Source organism: Marinomonas dokdonensis, assembly GCF_052747885.1.
The window spans coordinates 94,106-111,044 of the sequence record NZ_JBRAND010000002.1 but is presented as its reverse complement, the minus strand read 5'-3'; the positions used below and the strand labels follow the sequence as shown (position 1 = coordinate 111,044).

Annotated in this window: 15 protein-coding genes and 2 riboswitches; of the genes, 3 read left to right on the top strand and 12 right to left on the bottom strand. The window is 47.0% G+C overall.

Annotated features, from left to right (window positions below; all coding sequences use genetic code 11):
• Nucleotides 1-129 precede the first annotated feature (129 nt).
• Nucleotides 130-702, top strand: a complete 573-nt coding sequence (locus ACUM5Y_RS05025; RefSeq protein ID WP_445975770.1) for a TetR/AcrR family transcriptional regulator — start codon at nt 130-132, stop codon at nt 700-702.
• 45 nt (nt 703-747) lie between these two features.
• Here the strand turns inward: ACUM5Y_RS05025 and ACUM5Y_RS05020 are convergent, their stop codons facing one another.
• The 7 genes from ACUM5Y_RS05020 to ACUM5Y_RS04990 all read right to left on the bottom strand — a co-directional run bounded on the left by ACUM5Y_RS05020 (nt 748) and on the right by ACUM5Y_RS04990 (nt 6,696).
• Nucleotides 748-1,395 carry a peroxiredoxin-like family protein gene (locus ACUM5Y_RS05020; RefSeq protein WP_445975769.1) on the bottom strand — a complete coding sequence of 216 codons (648 nt, stop codon included), beginning with the start codon at nt 1,393-1,395 and terminating at the stop codon, nt 748-750.
• A 158-nt stretch (nt 1,396-1,553) separates the two neighbouring features.
• Nucleotides 1,554-2,507, bottom strand: a complete 954-nt coding sequence (locus ACUM5Y_RS05015; RefSeq protein ID WP_445975768.1) for an ABC transporter substrate-binding protein — start codon at nt 2,505-2,507, stop codon at nt 1,554-1,556.
• Nucleotides 2,508-2,562: 55 nt separating this feature from the next.
• Nucleotides 2,563-3,366 carry an ABC transporter permease gene (locus ACUM5Y_RS05010; protein WP_445975767.1) on the bottom strand — a complete coding sequence of 268 codons (804 nt, stop codon included), beginning with the start codon at nt 3,364-3,366 and terminating at the stop codon, nt 2,563-2,565.
• A complete protein-coding gene (locus ACUM5Y_RS05005; protein WP_445975766.1) occupies nt 3,363-4,163 on the bottom strand; it encodes an ABC transporter ATP-binding protein in 801 nt (266 codons plus the stop codon). Before ACUM5Y_RS05005 ends, ACUM5Y_RS05010 begins: the two co-directional genes overlap by 4 nt.
• Before the next feature lie 2 nt (nt 4,164-4,165).
• The gene (gene thiD / locus ACUM5Y_RS05000; RefSeq protein WP_445975765.1) at nt 4,166-5,014 is read right to left on the bottom strand and encodes a bifunctional hydroxymethylpyrimidine kinase/phosphomethylpyrimidine kinase; all 849 of its coding nucleotides are present in this window, start codon (nt 5,012-5,014) and stop codon (nt 4,166-4,168) included.
• 72 nt (nt 5,015-5,086) lie between these two features.
• Nucleotides 5,087-5,188, bottom strand: a riboswitch (TPP riboswitch).
• Nucleotides 5,189-5,234: 46 nt separating this feature from the next.
• Entirely contained in the window at nt 5,235-5,417 is a 183-nt protein-coding gene (locus ACUM5Y_RS04995) for a DUF6435 family protein (RefSeq protein ID WP_445975764.1), read from the bottom strand.
• 76 nt (nt 5,418-5,493) lie between these two features.
• Nucleotides 5,494-6,696 (bottom strand): MFS transporter, encoded by a 1,203-nt coding sequence (locus tag ACUM5Y_RS04990; RefSeq protein WP_445975763.1) that lies wholly within the window; start codon nt 6,694-6,696, stop codon nt 5,494-5,496.
• A gap of 107 nt (nt 6,697-6,803) precedes the next feature.
• Here ACUM5Y_RS04990 and ACUM5Y_RS04985 point away from each other — a divergent pair, with 107 nt between their 5' ends.
• Nucleotides 6,804-7,679, top strand: a complete 876-nt coding sequence (locus tag ACUM5Y_RS04985; protein WP_445975762.1) for a LysR family transcriptional regulator — start codon at nt 6,804-6,806, stop codon at nt 7,677-7,679.
• Between the two features lie 79 nt (nt 7,680-7,758).
• Here ACUM5Y_RS04985 and ACUM5Y_RS04980 read toward each other — a convergent pair whose 3' ends face one another.
• Nucleotides 7,759-8,430, bottom strand: a complete 672-nt coding sequence (locus ACUM5Y_RS04980) for an energy-coupling factor ABC transporter permease (RefSeq protein ID WP_445975761.1) — start codon at nt 8,428-8,430, stop codon at nt 7,759-7,761.
• A gap of 61 nt (nt 8,431-8,491) precedes the next feature.
• Nucleotides 8,492-8,640, bottom strand: a riboswitch (cobalamin riboswitch).
• A gap of 211 nt (nt 8,641-8,851) precedes the next feature.
• On the opposite strand from ACUM5Y_RS04980, the gene ACUM5Y_RS04975 reads away from it, so the two are divergent.
• Nucleotides 8,852-10,108 (top strand): hypothetical protein, encoded by a 1,257-nt coding sequence (locus ACUM5Y_RS04975; RefSeq protein WP_445975760.1) that lies wholly within the window; start codon nt 8,852-8,854, stop codon nt 10,106-10,108.
• A gap of 724 nt (nt 10,109-10,832) precedes the next feature.
• Here ACUM5Y_RS04975 and ACUM5Y_RS04970 read toward each other — a convergent pair.
• Genes ACUM5Y_RS04970 through ACUM5Y_RS04955 form a run of 4 tightly spaced genes read right to left on the bottom strand, consistent with a single transcriptional unit; the run spans nt 10,833 to nt 16,925 of the window.
• The gene (locus ACUM5Y_RS04970; RefSeq protein WP_445975759.1) at nt 10,833-12,908 is read right to left on the bottom strand and encodes an allantoate amidohydrolase; all 2,076 of its coding nucleotides are present in this window, start codon (nt 12,906-12,908) and stop codon (nt 10,833-10,835) included.
• 14 nt (nt 12,909-12,922) lie between these two features.
• Nucleotides 12,923-14,155: a (S)-ureidoglycine--glyoxylate transaminase gene (gene pucG, locus ACUM5Y_RS04965; RefSeq protein ID WP_445975758.1), complete on the bottom strand. Its 1,233-nt coding sequence runs from the start codon at nt 14,153-14,155 to the stop codon at nt 12,923-12,925.
• On the bottom strand, nt 14,152-15,726 hold the full coding sequence (locus ACUM5Y_RS04960; protein ID WP_445975757.1) for a gamma-glutamyltransferase family protein: 1,575 nt from the start codon (nt 15,724-15,726) through the stop codon (nt 14,152-14,154). The genes pucG and ACUM5Y_RS04960 overlap by 4 nt, the downstream gene beginning before the upstream one ends.
• A complete protein-coding gene (locus ACUM5Y_RS04955; protein ID WP_445975756.1) occupies nt 15,723-16,925 on the bottom strand; it encodes an amidase in 1,203 nt (400 codons plus the stop codon). The genes ACUM5Y_RS04960 and ACUM5Y_RS04955 overlap by 4 nt, the downstream gene beginning before the upstream one ends.
• Between the last annotated feature and the right edge of the window lie 14 nt (nt 16,926-16,939).

Genomic DNA, 16,939 nt, shown 5'->3' with positions numbered 1-16,939 from the left:
CAGCATTTGAACGAACATTCAACATCATATTGAGCATTTACTCAAATTCATTGCAGTCTTCATAATTGAATCGATATAATGGCTAAAAGTGCACCAATTTCGGATAAATTCAAATTCAGGGACTTCCACATGGCGAAAGCACAATATGACAAACAGCAGGTTTTGCAGAAAGCAACGTCGGCCTTTTGGCAGCTTGGTTATCACGCCACGTCCATGCAAACCCTAGTTGCGGAAACAGGCCTAAAGCCGGGTAGCCTTTATTTGGCCTTTGGTAACAAGGAAGGTTTATTTAAAGCTTCTTTAGACTATTACGTCCAACAATCCATCGATCAGCTCACATCTCTTTTAGCGCAATACGAAAAACCAGAGGACGCTCTTCCAAGGATACTCATGAGCTTTATCGAAGAATCCCAACAAGCGGACTATTGCAGTTGTTTTCTGGTCAAAAGCCAACTAGAGCTCACCCCAGAACATGCCTCATTAAAGAGTTACGTTTCCGAGTGTTTACGTAAAATTGAAAACATTTATGCCCAAAAATTGCTAACGACCAACTCCGAGGCTGAAGCAAAAGCTAAGGCTGCAAGCCTGATGCTGCATATATTTGGGATACGTGTATACGGTTATCACGAAGGGTCAAAAGCGGACTTGATGGCAGCGGTACGTGTCGGACTGCCTTGGTTAACTTGGCAATCACTGCATTGATGCAAGCCAATACTTGCATCAATGTGATAGAGGTTCGCTACTCTCTTATAGGGCTTGTAGCGCCTTAATAATATCAGCTGGCTCAGAACGTGTGCGGTAATCCACATCCACAAAGCGCCATACAACTTCACCTTGTTGATTGATCACAAAGGTTGCAGGGGTTGGTAAAATTTGGCCATTGCCGTTGTTAATACTTTCTAAGTCTAACTGACGGTCAACCTTCATATGTTCCAACAAGAACTCAGGTACTTCCCAGGCCACACCATATTGAGCGGCAACTTGAGCCCCTTGATCAGACAGCACTTGGAAAGTCATTTTGCTGATATCATTTTTACTCATACTGCCATCTGGCACTTGTGGGCTGATGGCAACGAGCTCAGCCCCAAGAGCATGAATTTCATCTAAATGAGCCTGCAAAGCGCGCAGTTGTAAGTTGCAATATGGGCACCAGCTGCCACGATAAAAGCTCACCACAACAGAGCCTTTTTCGAGAAGCTTAGACAGATTAATGGCTTCACCCTCTTGGTTTGGCAGTGCAAAGTCTGGGGCTGTTTGTGCCACTTTAAGCGCTTCATCGCCTTGCTCAAACGCTTTAGCTTTCGCCATAAGCGCATCTACTTTTTTCATAAATTCAGGATTAGCATTACGAGATTGCTCAATTTTGGCATCGGTTTGTGCTTTTAATGTGGTCATTGTATTCCTTCATTATTCCTATCAAATAATTTGTGCCTAGGGCGGCACTGAGCGTGCTACCACACTAATACCTAAGCCAAGTGTCAACCAGTGGTTAAAAAAGTAAAGAATGAGGAACTAGGATTAAAAAAGGCCGCATATAGCGGCCTTAGAGTTTTTTAGCGAGACAGTACGGGAACGTAATCTTTGGCTTCGGGTAAACGGCTAATAATTTTTTGCTCGTACATGAAACGGGCATAATGATCATAGCGAGGTAAATCAACTGCGGCGGGGCGCAACGCAAAGCGGCTCAAAGTTGCTAACCAAGCAAGTCGATTCAACTCGTTGTCCAAAGTATCTGGCGAGTAAGCAACAAACTCCTGCCAAGACGTTTCTGGATGATTAAGAATATACACTGTGGCTTGTTCAATGGCCTGATTAAACGCCTGTAAAGCAGCGGCATCGTAGTCATTAGCATTGGCGACAAATACCAGCTCATCGTAAATTGGCACTTGATGCTCTTCTGGGAAAAACGCTTTGGCGGCAATACCTTCTAAGGCTAATTGGTTGGTTTCAAAGTTTCGAAAGCCGCCCCATGTTGCATCGACTTGACCTGATGCTAAAGACGAGGACAGCGCCCAACCAACATTAACTATGGTCACGTCCTGATAATCCACGCCATGAGCATTGAGCATGGTGCCAACAATCGCTTCTTCGTTACCCGCCACCGAGATACCTATTTTCTTACCCGCCAAATCCGCAATGCTATTAATCTTACCATTGTCTAGCACGGTGAGTGTGTTAAGAGGCGTGGCGACTAGAGTCGCGGCACGAATCAACGGCAAGCCAGCGGCCACATCCATAATTAAATTAGGCTGATAAGACACGGCTAGATCCACCTTGCCAGCGGCCACTAACTTAGCGGGTGTACTTGGATCCGCAGGTTCTTGGATGTTGACCGTTAAGCCTTTATCCGCAAAGTAGCCCTTTTGTTGCGCGATCACAATGGGGCCATGATTTGGGTTTACAAACCAATCCAACATTAAGTCCAGTGACTTTTCTGCCGCCTGTAAAGGCGCCGAGAGTAAACTGGCACTGAGCACTATCGCACTTAAAACTTTGTTATTTTTCATTATCTTTCCTTTTGTTAAAAAACCTTTGAATAACCATCCGCCACAGCCTGAGCCCTTACCAATGGATGTAGCGTTTTAATAAGTAATCGGTGACAAAATACAGGGTGACGGATAGCCCCGAGAGGATAAAAAGTGCGGCAAACATTTCGTCGACCATCATGCGTGCATTGGCCTGCAACATGAGATACCCCAGACCTTCACTAGACCCCACCCACTCCCCAGCAATCGCACCGATCGGTGCAATGACCACAGCAATACGAACACCGGAGGCTAAGGTTGGTAACGAAGCAGGCCATTGCACATAACGAAGTCTTTGCCACTTGCTCGCCCCCATAGTTTGCACCAAGTCCAAATAGCCTTGGGGGGTGTTACGCAAACCGTCATAACAACAGGTGGTCACAGGGAAAAAGATGATGATGGCGGCCATTAGAATCTTGGAGGCCATGCCGTAACCAAGCCACAGCATCAAAATCGGCGCGAGAGCAAACACAGGAATCGCCTGGCTAACAATTAGTATGGGCAACAACCAACGTTTTAACGGCTTAAAAAACAGCATTTGCAAGGCAAAGAACAAGCCCATGGTGAGGCCAAGAATCAAGCCGTAAATAATTTCTTGACCGGTGACAAGAGTATGCTGGAGCAATACTTCATAGCGCTGAAAAAGCTTTTCCAGCACCTCCATGGGCCCTGGCAATATAAAGCTAGGAAGGGCTAATGCACTGACCAATATCTGCCACAGCAGCAAGATAAAAAGAAAACACCCAAGTCCGGTGAGAAACTTGGATATGGGTGCGGTTGAGCGAGCCATTACCAAATTTGCACGATGAGATGCGGGGTCTAGTGGCGAAAAGTCACTCACTGTAAGCCCCCTTTTATATCACTTTGCAGCAAGCTCATTATCCTTTGCTGAAGATCGGCACACTCGCCGTCGTATTCCCGAGGCGGGGAATTAACGGGCACAGATAAGGCTTCGACTCGGCTTGGACGTCCCTTAAAAATATACATATTGTGAGCCAAACGAATGGCCTCTAAGGGGTCGTGAGTCACTAAAATAACGGTTTTATCGGCCAACAATTCATAAGCTAGAGTCTGTAAACGGTGACGGGTGACCGCATCGAGTGCAGAAAATGGCTCATCCATAAGAATGACACCTTTGTCCTGCATCAAGGTTCGAGCGAGCGCCACTCGTTGGCGCATACCTCCGGATAACTGCTGGGGGAATTGTTGCTCTTGTTCTGCCAAGCCTACTTGCGCCAACAGTGTTTTAGCTCGCTCTATAGCGCCCTCTTGTTCTGCCTTACCTGAAGCCGAATCCGTAAATTTTCGGCTCAGCAGCACATTGTCCAGCACAGTCAGCCAAGGCAATAACAAGTCCTGTTGAGCCATGTAAGCCACTTGTGATTTTAAGCTTGCGGAATCTGGATAAATATTAAGCTCTCCGGACCAGAGTACCTGATCATCCAATAAGCCCGCGAGGAACTTCAAAAGAGTGGATTTACCTCCGCCACTTGGGCCGAGCAAACAGGTCCACTGCCCTGGGGGAACATCCATAGAGAGCTTATCGACAATCGCTTCATGACCTTGCAAATAGGTAATTTGAAGGTTGCTAAGCATTATCCCAAGTGGGCATTTGCGAGCATCGGATGAGTGAGACAAGGCTACACTCCCCGGAAAAAGTGATGAACAGGGCCGTGGCCCTGCCCTACTTTTAGCTCATCAGCATGTGCAATGGCTTCGCTGATATACTCTTTCCCTAATGCCACCGCCTGGGATAATTCATGGCCTTGGGCCAGATAACACGCGATAGCCGAAGAAAGCGTACAGCCTGTGCCATGGGTATTTTGGGTTTGAGTACGAGGAGCAGATAAGTGCTCGATGCGATCAGCAAAGATTAATAAATCAGTGCTGTCTGCTTCTTGCTCTAGGTGTCCTCCTTTCAGTAATACCGCCCCGCAGTCTAGCTGCCTAAGCTGACTCACCATGTCTGTCATGGCGTTAGTGTCTTGAGGTAAAGGCGCCCCTGTTAATGCTACCGCTTCAGGTAAATTTGGTGTAATCAGATCAGCCAGAGAAAAGAGTTCAGTTTTGAGGGTAGCGATAGCGTCTTGCTGCAACAGCAAATCACCACTGGTGGCCACCATCACAGGATCAATTACCACGTGAGCAGGTCGATACGTTGCTAATTTTTTTGCCACCAGCTTAATGATGTTACAGTCCGCCAACATGCCTATTTTAACGGCTTGAACATTCAGGTCAGAGAACACAGCATCTAATTGTTTTTCAACGTGTTCTAAAGGAATTGCAAAAATGGCATCAACACCCAGAGTGTTTTGTGCAGTGATCGCTGTGATCACGGAACAAGCATAACCACCGGTGGCACTAATAGCCTTGATATCCGCTTGAATACCAGCTCCACCGCCACTATCTGAGCCAGCAATGGTCAACACAATAGGCGTTGCTTTTGGGGGTAAAGTACCAGTGAGTGATATGGGGGACAACTTTGACATAGTGGCTCCAAAACGAGCGCAGGAACTATATCAAGCCATAGAATAAACAAATGCAGCAGGCACTTGCCGAGACAGAAACGACCTATAGTTCCCTACGCCAGTGTTAACTGAATCAGGTTCAACGGGTCTGCATAACATGCACTCTCAGCCAAATTGGCCCCCCGACTATATGCCACCATAGTAACAAGTTTTCTCTAAAGCGCAACCAGCAAGCACTGGCTTAGCGGGTACCTTTCTCAGCCTCCAGCGCATCCAGCTGCGCCTTGATTTGCTCTGCCTGCTCAGTGAGTTCTGCATAGCCACGAATGTCACCACTACGTTGCGCTTGCATGGCCTGCTCTAGTTTCGCGGCATAGCTCTTGTGGAGTTTTTTGCTTGGGTCGGACTTAAACAAAGAAAACATATCGGCTCTTTAATGTTGTGAATTGAAGTATTTATATATCATACGCAAGCCATCCCAAAGTGGATGAGTTTTCATCCTAAAGCTTTACCAAGTTCTCATGGCAAACGCTGTTTCGCCAGATCAAACTTAACCCAGCCAACACCACCACACCTAATACCAGCCAAGATGCCGCGATCACTCCACTCCAACCCCATAATTGCCAAAATGGGTCTAAATAAAAGCCACCGACACTGGCGCCCACATAATAAAACAGCAGATACAGAGACGAGGCACTGGCTTTAGCTTGCTTCGCCAAGCGACTCACCATACCACTGGTGGTGGAGTGACATAGAAAAAAGCCAAAACTGTTTATCAACAAACCGAGAATAATCGACCACAATGTTTCCCCTAAGGTCACCAAAGAGCCCAGCATAAAGATGCAACTACCAAGCACCATAATCGGTGCCTGCCCCCATCGTTTGGCTAATTTACCCGATAACGCAGAGCCGAACGTTCCTGCTAAATAGGTCAAAAACAACAAGCCCACGTACTTAGCACTTAAATGATAAGGCGCAGCTTCAAGTAAAAAAGTCACATAGCTATATTGGTTAATAAAGATGAGAAAACTTAAACCACCGATAAAATAGCAAGTCAGTAACCGCGGATTGCTTAAATGGCCACCCATGTTCGTTAGTACATGACCAAGTTTTAATGGCTTAGGGGTAAAGTGTTGAGAAGCTGGCAGCAGCCAATAAAACGCTAGTAAGCAACTTAGACTGACTATAGACATCACAAAAAAAGCCGCCGAATATCCTAGCCACTCGCCAACAAAGCCTCCAACCAAGCGTCCACCGATTCCCCCTAACGTGTTTCCGCTAATGTATAAACCCACTGCCACGACTAAGGCTTCTGGTGTGTACTCATCTCCCAAATAGGCCACGGCAATGGCAGGGAGACCTGCCAAGAAAAAGCCTTGCACAGCTCTTAGTAACAAAAGGGACTCGTAACTGTTCACTTGCGACAAACAAAAGGTGGTAACTGTGACGCCTACCAAAGTCATCATCATTATTCCTTTGCGCCCGAGAGCATCGGAAATAGGGCCATAAAACAACAACGACACACCAAGGGTTAAGGTAGTGATGGTAAAACTGGCACTGGCTTGTAAAGGGCTAATGGCGAACTCACTCGCAATCATAGGCAACAAAGGCTGGGTCACATAAACATTGGCGAACACCATGATGGAGCCTAGTACCAGCGCTAACGTGCCCTGCCAAAACTTACCAGTATTTGCTTCTATCATTGCCAACCCCTCACTCTCAGTTAATGGTGATCCTTTGAAAGCCACTATACGCCTAGACTTTTTATCAATAAAATATATCTAAATTATCAAAATCATAAGAGTTGTTGATGGATACCAAGCCCCTGCGTTACCTAGTCGCCATTGCTGACCAACGAAGCTTTACCAAAGCAGCCAAGCTGCTCGGGGTTGCTCAACCGGCTGTAAGTATGGCAATTAAAAAGCTCGAAAATGATTTAGGTCTAGTGCTTATTCATCGCCGAGATAAAAACATCAACCTTACCGATGAAGGCCAAAAGCTTCTACAGCATGCTCGGCGTATCGTGCAAGCCTGTGATGAAGCGCTATTGGAAATGAGTGAGCTAAATGAACTCGCCCAAGGAGAAGTTAGGGTCGGCATTCCCAGCATGATGGGTTCATATTATTTCCCACCGATACTCATGGCGTTTCGTCATCAATACCCTACTCTCACCTTAAAAGTGATTGAAGGAGGCACTTGGCAACTGCAAAAAATGCTTGAGAAGGGGGAACTGGATTTGAGCGTGATCGTCACAGAATCCCTGCCCGATAACCTCGCCATCCAACCTTTAATACGAGAGGAAATGCTGGTAACCGTTGCCACAGATCATGCCTTTAGCGAGCTTAAAAGCGTGACGCCAGAAACGTTTTTTGAAGAAGAACTGGTAATGTTCAAGGAGGGGTACTTTCACCGCCGCATTGTCGATTCCCTAGCGCAAAGTACGGGCATGACACCTAAAATCAGCTTTGAAACCAACCTAATTCCGCTGATTAAATCCATTACCCAACAAGGCTTCGGTATTTCTACCCTACTTGCCATGGTAATCGAAAAAAACGACCAACTGATTACCCGCTCATTTGAGCCACCTATTTGGCTCGATCTGAGCATTGCTTGGCGCAAAGACAGCTACCTTTCCAAAGCCAACCAAGCCTTTCTAGACTTTGTCACCCAACACGGCCAAAGATAGACAAAAAAATACCCGCCAGTTGAGGAATTACTCTACTGACGGGTATTTTTAGCTGTTTAAAAGTACGACCCTTTAAGAGTTAGCGAAACAGACGCGTTTCAAACAAACTGGAATTTTTCATGCGATCCAAGTGCTTAGCCCCGGCTAAAATAGCCAAATCCAACACAGGCTCGATCAACACGACACTCAAATAGGCGAGACCAAAAGTCGCCACAGAGGTTAGGTTTTCAACGCCAAAGCCTTGTCCGTAAAACGCCCAAAATGCCACCCAAGCGATAATGCCACCTTGATAAGTTAAAGACAGTTGCAACGCCTGCTTATAAGAAATATCCACATAAGCGGTTTGACTGCTAATCACGCGTTTAGATACAGCGGCCATAGCAAACAGTGGCAATAACAAGGTGGTGACATTCATGCCATATTGGGGCAAATCAAAAGGCGCAAACAATAGGCCTTGCAGTAAAAGTCCCATAAATAGACCAATCGAAGCCGCACCCGCGCCAAACATTAAGAATAGCGTTGACCCTAAAATGAAGTGAACTTCAGATACTCCCACCCCATGATGGGGCATGACTTCAAAGAAGAAGAACACCAATAAACTGGTCAGGGAACTACGAGCCAGTAAGGACAACAAGCCTTTTTGTTTGATCGTATCAATAGAAGCTTTTGCAGACAGGCCAAAAGCGGCCAAAGCAGTGGCGTAACTTAACGCCATTTTTGCGCCATCAACGACGCCAGGTTCAATATGCATATTCATGTCCTAAAAATGATTCATACCACCCGTATGAAGCAAATTTGCGGATACCTTTAAGCATCCTAAATAAATGAAGGCCGGTCTCCGGACTTACAAATCACCATTGGCAATTTATTCACCGTTGCGGGGGCAGCATAGGCTTAGTAAAAACATACCTATTTCCCAGTTTCACCAGTACTCGCTGGCACCTTCATCCTCTCTGCTACTGACCATAAAGCCATCAACAGCATTACTGGCAAGCCTACGTACTAATTGACTTGACCGCAACTTAAAAACTTCAACGCCAACCTCGAAAAATTGATAAAAGTCATCCAATGTCGGTTACTACAAAATAATACATACAACTGGGAACAGTTATTGCTTACAATAAATTACTTTTCAAAAAAACACCAAAATCACCTTTAGACATGGAGTCTTAATGAAAGCTAACAAAACCTTACTGACACTTACAACTTTTGCCGCTCTTTCACTGGTTGGCTGTGCATCGAATCCAGATTCTAGCGATGCCTTACAAGCTGATGCGATTCAATCCGAAGCCAACAGCCAAATTGCCCAAGTAAAAGCTGACTTAGACACAGCTATCGAGCAGCTTAATCAAGCGGAGCGTGATGAGCTATCTTGGTTCGCCAAAGACTCAATGGAAGCCGCCAATGAAGCACTCGATGCTGCCAAAGAGAGCTACAGTGAATTCGAGTTCGACCCGAGTAAAGCCAGCGACAGTACAGGTTTTTTTAGCTCCAAAACCTACATAGAAGCGACGAATGAAAGCCTTGCGCTCTTTAATCAACACTACAACCAAGCGCAAAATATACGCACTGAGGCCATGACGACCTTAGCTACGGCATTCGACAACCGTCATTATCTAGAAGAGCTGGATGCGAACCTTTACTTCCCTAAAACCGTGACTGAGCTTAATAAAGAACTTAAATCTTTAGTGGATAGCTTGGCAGAGGGTGACAAAGACGAAGCTATTGAGAAACAGCCTAGCTTAACAAGTAAGCAAAACACCCTCATCATCAAAGTAACTACCGTGGTTTACCTAGGCGACGCAGATGAGCAACTACAGAAGCTGCTTAAAGCTGACATTGCAGATCATGCACCAAAAAGCTTGTCACAAGCTTCCGCAAGCCTAACCGCTGCCAAAGCCTTCATTGCAGCGGACCCACGTGCAATTGAAGCAATCATTGCAAAATCAGACGGGGTTTACTTCTTCCTTGATCATGCTGAGCAAGTCGCTACTGCGGTTAAACACTTAAAAGGCACTTCAGCAAAAGACTACGAGACTTATATCCTTGATCTTGAAAACATCTTGTTGGAAATTAGCGAGGCTCTCGGTGCTGAAGATGGCCGCGACCAAGCACTAACCGAGCAAGGCAAAGCCATTGTTAGCTTTATCAAGCAAAGCCTAGAAGACGCTGAAACCGCCTTACAATCTCAACAAGATGACAAGACTACATTAGAGAATCAGCAACTTGCACTGGATGCGAAAGACAGCCAAATCAATAACCTACGGGTACAACTTGGTGATCTTAACGCCCAGTTAACGGCTGCAAAAAATAAACAAGCAAGCCTACAACAAGCTCTAGATGCCGCCACCCAAACGCCTCAAGAAAACCTTGAAAGTGACACTCTTGAAGAAACGGATGAAGTGATAGTAGAAGAGGCTGCAGAGTAAGCACTCTAACTTCCAACTTATGCACAAAGTGGCCAAGGATGGCCATTGGATAGTTTTCTAGACTGGGAGTAATACCAGCCTAACAAGGCTTGCAAAAAGCTCTCATCGACTGCACCAAAGCGACCGTTCGCGCCTGCGCGTGGAGCGTGGAGCGTGGTGCAGTCAATAAGGGGTTTAGGAAAAAGCCGATGCTTATACATGTAGCTAAGCGCACCCAATGTGAATTACTAAATTCCAGACTCTGAACCCAGAAAACTTTGCGAAAAGCTCTTATCGACTGCGCCTAAGCGACCGTTCGCGCCTGCGCGTGGAGCGTGGTGCAGTCGATAAGGGGTTTAGGAAAAAGCCGATGCTTATACATGTAGCTAAGCGCACCCAATGTGAATTACTAAATTCAAGACTCTGAACCCAGAAAACTTTGCAAAAAGCTCTTATCGACTGCGCCTAAGCGACCGTTCGCGCCTGCGCGTGGAGCGCGGTGCAGTCAATAAGGGGTTTAGGAAAAAGCCGATGCTTATACATGTAGCTAAGCGCACCCAATGTGAATTACTAAATTCCAGACTCTGAACCCAGAAAACTTTGCAAAAAAAGCTCTCATCGACTGCGCCTAAGCGACCGTTCGCGCCTGCGCGTGGAGCGCGGTGCAGTCAATGAGAGCTCTTGTGAATAAGCCTAAACTTACCCGATAAAACTTACCATGTTAAACACGAGTCTGAGATAAGAGCTAAACAACCGTTTGCTGCAAAAACATCACATCTTCGGTCGAGAATGCCTCTAAATCTTGATTACTGCTAATCAAAGTAAACACCTCCTGATAAGAATGCTTAGAGCTATCATAAAGTGCCACAAGGGTTTTATCCCCTACTTGCAGATTATGACCTTCTCCAAAAGCGTTGTATCTGGCAGCGCCTACTGACAACAAAATCTCACTTGGATAGCTCGCCTGAGCCAGCAGATCTTGTAAATTATGCAAGATACCTTCGCCTTTCTGCTGGGCAAAACGCGCCACCACCCAGTCCAATAAAGGCTCATAAAAATAGCTATAAGCAGCAACCGAAACGTCTTCAGAGCATGGCATCCACTTTCCATCACGTTGCAGAAAACCACAAATACGGTAGTGCTCTAAACTGCTCTCTTCACTAAAATTAGCAAGCGCGATTTCTTGAGAAGCCAAGCCTTTACTGGCCTCGCCCCAGTTCTTTTTCTCGGCAAGCTTCGTCACCTTAGCATTACGGAACGACACATCATTCACTAGCGTCATAGCATAAGGAGACAAGCCAACGACCGACTTATCATCCGCGTATTGCAAGCGAACCTTAAGCGCTAACTCTGGCTCAATTTGAACTTTCGGCTCTACTCCTTCTTCGCCAAGAGGCAGTTTGAGCAAAGAGCTCGAATAAGGGTTACAGGCCAAATAGGCTTCCTGGCATTGGGGCACATAGAAAGGAAATATTGCCTGAGGCCCAGCTTGTTCCGCTGGCGAATCAAAGCCATTAATTTCCCCTGTCTGCTCAAGATGTCCTGCGGAATTACCGCCAATACCAAGACCGAATAAAGGCTCGGCAGTGGACTTGTATTGTGCGCCGACACTTTTAATCATGCTGACAAAACAGTCTAACGCCACCGCCACATCTGGTGTTTCCACCTTCTCTCGTGGGTTATGACTAATGCCTTTTTCACAACGGACAAACAGCATGCCTATGTCTGCAATATTGGCGATGATCATGGCATCGTGCCCAGCACCACTCGACAAAGACAAAGCCGCTTTTTGAGTATGACGCTCAACCACCCTCGCCCATTGTTGTTGTAAGCCTTCATCACAAGGCACAGCTTCGGCTTCGTAAAGCTTATTAACCTTACAATCAATTGCTCGCTCAAGGGCGATGGTCTCTAAAAACGCCAATACATCACTGCATGCGTTTTCCAATCGGCTTTGCACCTGGCTACGAATATCAATAGTAAAGGTCACTTTACCGGGAATCACATTCACCGCGCCGGGCTCAACTTGGCATTTACCAACGGTCGCTACGACACCGTTTTCCATGGCATATTTTTCAATAGCCAACATCATTTGTGCAGCACAAGGCAAGGCATCTTGGCGTAACGACATAGGCACTGTGCCCGCATGACCGGCGACACCCGTTAGGGATACTTGATAACGCTTAGCTCCGGCAATGCCCGTGACCACACCAACGGCTAGGTCTTCATTTTCCAATACAGGCCCTTGCTCAATATGGACCTCAAGGTAAGCCAGAATTTCTTCACGGGTACGGTTATCCTTGCCTGCTAATGCTGGGTCTAAGCCAAAGGTTTCCATCGCTTGCGCCATGGTAATACCGTTAGCATCTTCAACCTCTAACCAAGCAGGGTCAAAGTCCCCCGATACCGCACTTGAACCAATTAAAGTGGTGTTAAAACGCGTGCCTTCTTCGTCAGCAAAGGCTACCACATCAATGTGAAAAGGAAATTCCTCTTCTTTAAGAGCGTCCAAAGCTTCAATAGCCAACAACACACCTAGCATGCCGTCATATTTACCGGCATTCACGACAGTATCGCTGTGGGAGCCTAATAACAGTGTCGGAAGGCTTGGATCTTTTGCGACCTTGCGTCCCCATTGGTTGCCAACACTGTCCTGCCAAATTTCCAATCCAGCCTGCTGCATCCAAGTAGCAATTTGCCCATTCGCCGCTTTGTGCTCAGGGGTTAAATAGGAGCGACTTAGGCCATAATCTATGTCGGTGAAGGTCGCCAAAACCTCGGCTTGTTCCATGACTTTTGCGGCACGACTTGTGTCTTTCATCTGCTCACATCCCATTATTTGCTGTAATAAGCCATCGCCGCCGGAACCGCTTGTCCTAACGCTACTTTAGCTTTGTGTTTCAATAAAATGGCTTCTAGGGCCGCCAAAGTGCTGAGTACACACTCTTGGCGAGCATTGAAGCCCATGGTGCCAATACGCCAAACCTGACCATGTAGAGGCCCGAAAGAAGTGCCGATTTCGATGCCAAAGCAGCTGAGCAATTCCGCACGAACCAGATCACCATTGACGCCTTCTGGAATGTAAATACCCACCACATTGTTCATCTTATAAGCTTGGTTACCAAACAAAGTCAGCCCCATGGCTTGCAAACCCGCCGCCATAGCATCACCCGCTTGCTTGTGACGTGACACAGTCTCTTCGATACCTTCCTCTAGGAAAATGCGCGCACATTCACGGGCGGCATACAGCATGCTGGTGGCTTCTGTGTGGTGATTAAGACGCTCAGCGCCCCAGTAATCCATGATCATGGCAAGATCAAAATAATTCGATTGAATCATTCGGCCTTCGCCCGCCGTATGATGGTCGGATTTAATACCGGCTTCTATGTGCTTACGTTGGTTAATCAGCTCGGCACATCGATCACTTAAGGTCACCGGAGAACTACCAGATGGCCCACCCAGACATTTTTGTAAGCCTGCAGAAACCGCATCCAAATGCCATTCATCAACTTTAAGGATATTCCCCGCAATGGAAGCGGTGGCATCACAATAGAACAACACCCCATGACGCTGACAAATTTCACCAATCTCAGCCAATGGCTGATTCATAGTAGTGGAAGTATCCCCTTGAACACTGGCAACGAGTTTAGGGTTAAAGGCTTTGATTTCCTCTTCTATACGCTCAGCAGGACATACCTCACCCCACTCAATATCAATGGCTTTTACCTTAGCGCCCACTCGAGTAGCGATCTCACAAAGCAAATGGCCAAAACGGCCAATTACGGGAATCAGTACCTTATCCCCAGGCTGTAAAAGCGAAACAAATACAGCTTCAATACCCGAACGAGCCGTACCATCCACCAACATGGTATGAGTATTTTCTGTTTCAAACACACCACGGTATAGGCTCTGCACCTGATTCATATATTCCGTCATGGCCGGATCGTATTGACCAATCAACGCCGCAGAAATAGCCTGATGGACACGGGGATAAGCATTAATTGGCCCCGGCCCCATCAATAAACGAGCCGGAGGATTCAAGGTTTCAAAAGTATTATGTTTGCTCATGATAAATTTTCTCCATTCGTTGCTAGCCCATCACTGCGTGGGTCCGTGGTAGCAGAGGTAGTGTGATCCGTGTTGAGTACAATGGCGCCGGCATGGCCCATCAACTCATTGTTTTCGGCAACTCGTGTCACTTCATGGCCCATAGCACTAAGAGCAGGGCTAACACGATCAAATAATTCGCCTTCTATTTGCAGGCTGTCCGTGCTGTCGCCCCACGTTCGGCCTAATAGCCAACGGGGCTTCGCTACGGCATCCGTTAACGATGACTGCTGATAAATATAACGACTAAAGAGACAGGCTTGAGTTTGTGGTTGCCCTTCCCCACCCATGGTGCCATAAACCATACGACGGCCATCCGCGAGTTCGGCATAAGCTGGGTTTAAAGTATGAAATGGCTTTTTACCCGGTGCCAAAACATTGTGATAATGACTGTCTAACGAGAAGCTTTTGCCGCGAATGTTCCACAGCACGCCAGTAGATGGCAACATGACGCCCGAGCCAAATTCCCAGTAAACACTCTGGATAAAGCTCACCATAGTGCCATACTGGTCACAGGCGCCCATCCAGATGGTATCGCCAGGCTTACCCTTATGGGGCCAAGGCTGAGCTTGGGTCATATCAATACGAGCCGCAGCGTCTTTAATCCATTCTTCATTCAAATAGCTTTGTAGCGGCGCCGCCAAATTCGCCTCATCGGTGACGACTTTGTCCCGTAAAATAAAGGCTTGTTTGGTGGCTTCGACCAACAAATGCATGTGATCTAATTCACTGTCAGCCTTAGCCACCAGCTGATCATAAATGGCCAAAATGAGCAGCGAGGCCACCCCTTGAGTAGGCGCGCCAAAGTTGTATAACTGGCCAGTCGAAATATTCGCCGTTAAAGGATCCATGACTTTCGCTGTATGACGATGAAAGTCATCAAGGGTAATTGGACTACCAGCCTCTGCCAGCTCTTTTGCCATACTGGCAGCGGTTTCCCCGCGATAAAAGTCATCTAAGCCCACCTTAGCCAAACGCTCTAACGTCTCGGCGAGCGCTGGGTTCTTAACCACATCATGGCATTTTAGGGTGTTACCCTCAGGCAAAAAAGTTTTCGCAAATGCGGCTGATTGCGCTAAGCGATCAAAGGTTTTTTCACTGGCATTGACTAGACTTTGCGTCACTTCAATACCATGACGAGCCGCATCGGCCGCAGGTTGCAGCAAGGTTTGTAAGGATAAATCGCCGCCATTTAATGCCAAGGCTTGCTGCCAACCTGATACTGTACCCGCCATGGTTATCGCAGACTCTCCGCCACAGGCAGGTAGCTCTTCATATTTGTTTTGATAATAAGGCACATCAATGGTGTGACTGGCAGCACCACAAGCATCAATGGCGACAGGTTTTTCCCCAGCTTTACAAACCAGCCAGAAGCCATCTCCACCTAAGCCATTCATATGTGGGTATTGCACAGCGATCATAGCCGCTGCTGCAACCATCGCCTCACTGGCCGTACCGCCCGCATCAAGAATCTGTTGGCCTATTTGGCTAGCTTTGAAGTGAGGCGCCGTAAAAGAAGTTTGATACGTCATTCGTTGCCCTTATTATCCAGTTGTTGCGCTGTTGCCAATAAACTCAGTTCGCTGTCTGCTAGGCCTAACAAAGACACCCCGCAAGGCCCTTCTGCCAAACCAGGCAAAGGAATATGTAACTGTGGAAAACCACTTAGCCCTGCTAGGCTGGTAAGCCCCATCAGCTCAGTGCGATAAGCTGCAAGCGCCTCACCCGCCATGGTAAGTTTAGGTGGCCCTGCTGGTGTAGTAGGCAACACCAATAGGCCAGACATCTCTGTAATATGTTCTGCTAAGCACTGAGTAAATTGCGCTTGCTGTTGTTTCGCTTCTTGATATTCCTCATGGCTGATACCTTGCGACCATTCAACCCGTACCAGTATGGAGGGGTCTAGGCTGTCACCATAAGCTGCCAGCCAGTCTTTATGAGTGGTGACCAACTCATATCCTTGGATGGTTCGGAATAACAGACTGAGATGTTCAAAAGTAAATCCATTGGCAGCTAAGAAGTCCGTTTTATATAACGGAATATTTGCCTGCTCACAGCTTTGTACGAATTGCTCGAGCCGTTCTGGGCTCATAAATTTCGCCAAACTTGACTCTAGATACAAAGCCTTGGCCGCTGTCGATGCCTCATCGTTGGCAGAAGATTGAAGCAGCTCGAATACCTCGCCGAGTATCTTCAAGTCTCGGGCAAAGATTCCTGCCGTATCAAAACTTTCAGACAGGGTAAAAGAATGACTTAAGTCAATTTTACCAAGGGTTGGTCGTAAGCCATAAATACCACAATAACTGGCGGGCACTCGCACGGAACCACCGGTATCGGTGCCGATCGAAAAATCTACAAATTCATTCGCAACACAAACCACACTGCCGCTGGAGGAGCCTCCCGGCAAGCAGTCTGGTGCTTTAGGGTTAACCGGTGTGCCATAATGTATATTTTGGCCATTTAAACTGTAAGCCAGCTCATCGGTTTGCACTCGCCCCTTACATTCTGCGCCAGAGGCTAACAAACGAGTAATAATGGGTGACGTGTGAGTTGCCGCTCCATGACTGGCCAGCCACTTAGGGTTACCTGCCCCAGTCGTAAAGCCTTCCACATCAAAAAGGTCTTTGAAAACAAAACTCAACCCAGATAACGCCCCAGACGCTTGAGGCGGTATATGTGAAGGTCCTTGGGCGCAAAACACACTGATATCATTCTCTTTTGCTTGGCTCAATGGAACTCTCCTTG

Bases quoted from the DNA above. Each gene is read 5' to 3' on its own strand.
- ACUM5Y_RS04995 (WP_445975764.1), bottom strand. From the start codon at position 5,417: ATGTTTTCTTTGTTTAAGTCCGACCCAAGCAAAAAACTCCACAAGAGC.
- ACUM5Y_RS05025 (WP_445975770.1), top strand. From the start codon at position 130: ATGGCGAAAGCACAATATGACAAACAGCAGGTTTTGCAGAAAGCAACG.
- ACUM5Y_RS04975 (WP_445975760.1), top strand. From the start codon at position 8,852: ATGAAAGCTAACAAAACCTTACTGACACTTACAACTTTTGCCGCTCTT.
- ACUM5Y_RS04985 (WP_445975762.1), top strand. From the start codon at position 6,804: ATGGATACCAAGCCCCTGCGTTACCTAGTCGCCATTGCTGACCAACGA.
- ACUM5Y_RS05015 (WP_445975768.1), bottom strand. From the start codon at position 2,507: ATGAAAAATAACAAAGTTTTAAGTGCGATAGTGCTCAGTGCCAGTTTA.
- ACUM5Y_RS04980 (WP_445975761.1), bottom strand. From the start codon at position 8,430: ATGCATATTGAACCTGGCGTCGTTGATGGCGCAAAAATGGCGTTAAGT.
- ACUM5Y_RS04970 (WP_445975759.1), bottom strand. From the start codon at position 12,908: ATGAAAGACACAAGTCGTGCCGCAAAAGTCATGGAACAAGCCGAGGTT.
- ACUM5Y_RS04960 (WP_445975757.1), bottom strand. From the start codon at position 15,726: ATGACGTATCAAACTTCTTTTACGGCGCCTCACTTCAAAGCTAGCCAA.
- pucG (WP_445975758.1), bottom strand. From the start codon at position 14,155: ATGAGCAAACATAATACTTTTGAAACCTTGAATCCTCCGGCTCGTTTA.
- ACUM5Y_RS05020 (WP_445975769.1), bottom strand. From the start codon at position 1,395: ATGACCACATTAAAAGCACAAACCGATGCCAAAATTGAGCAATCTCGT.
- ACUM5Y_RS04990 (WP_445975763.1), bottom strand. From the start codon at position 6,696: ATGATAGAAGCAAATACTGGTAAGTTTTGGCAGGGCACGTTAGCGCTG.
- thiD (WP_445975765.1), bottom strand. From the start codon at position 5,014: ATGTCAAAGTTGTCCCCCATATCACTCACTGGTACTTTACCCCCAAAA.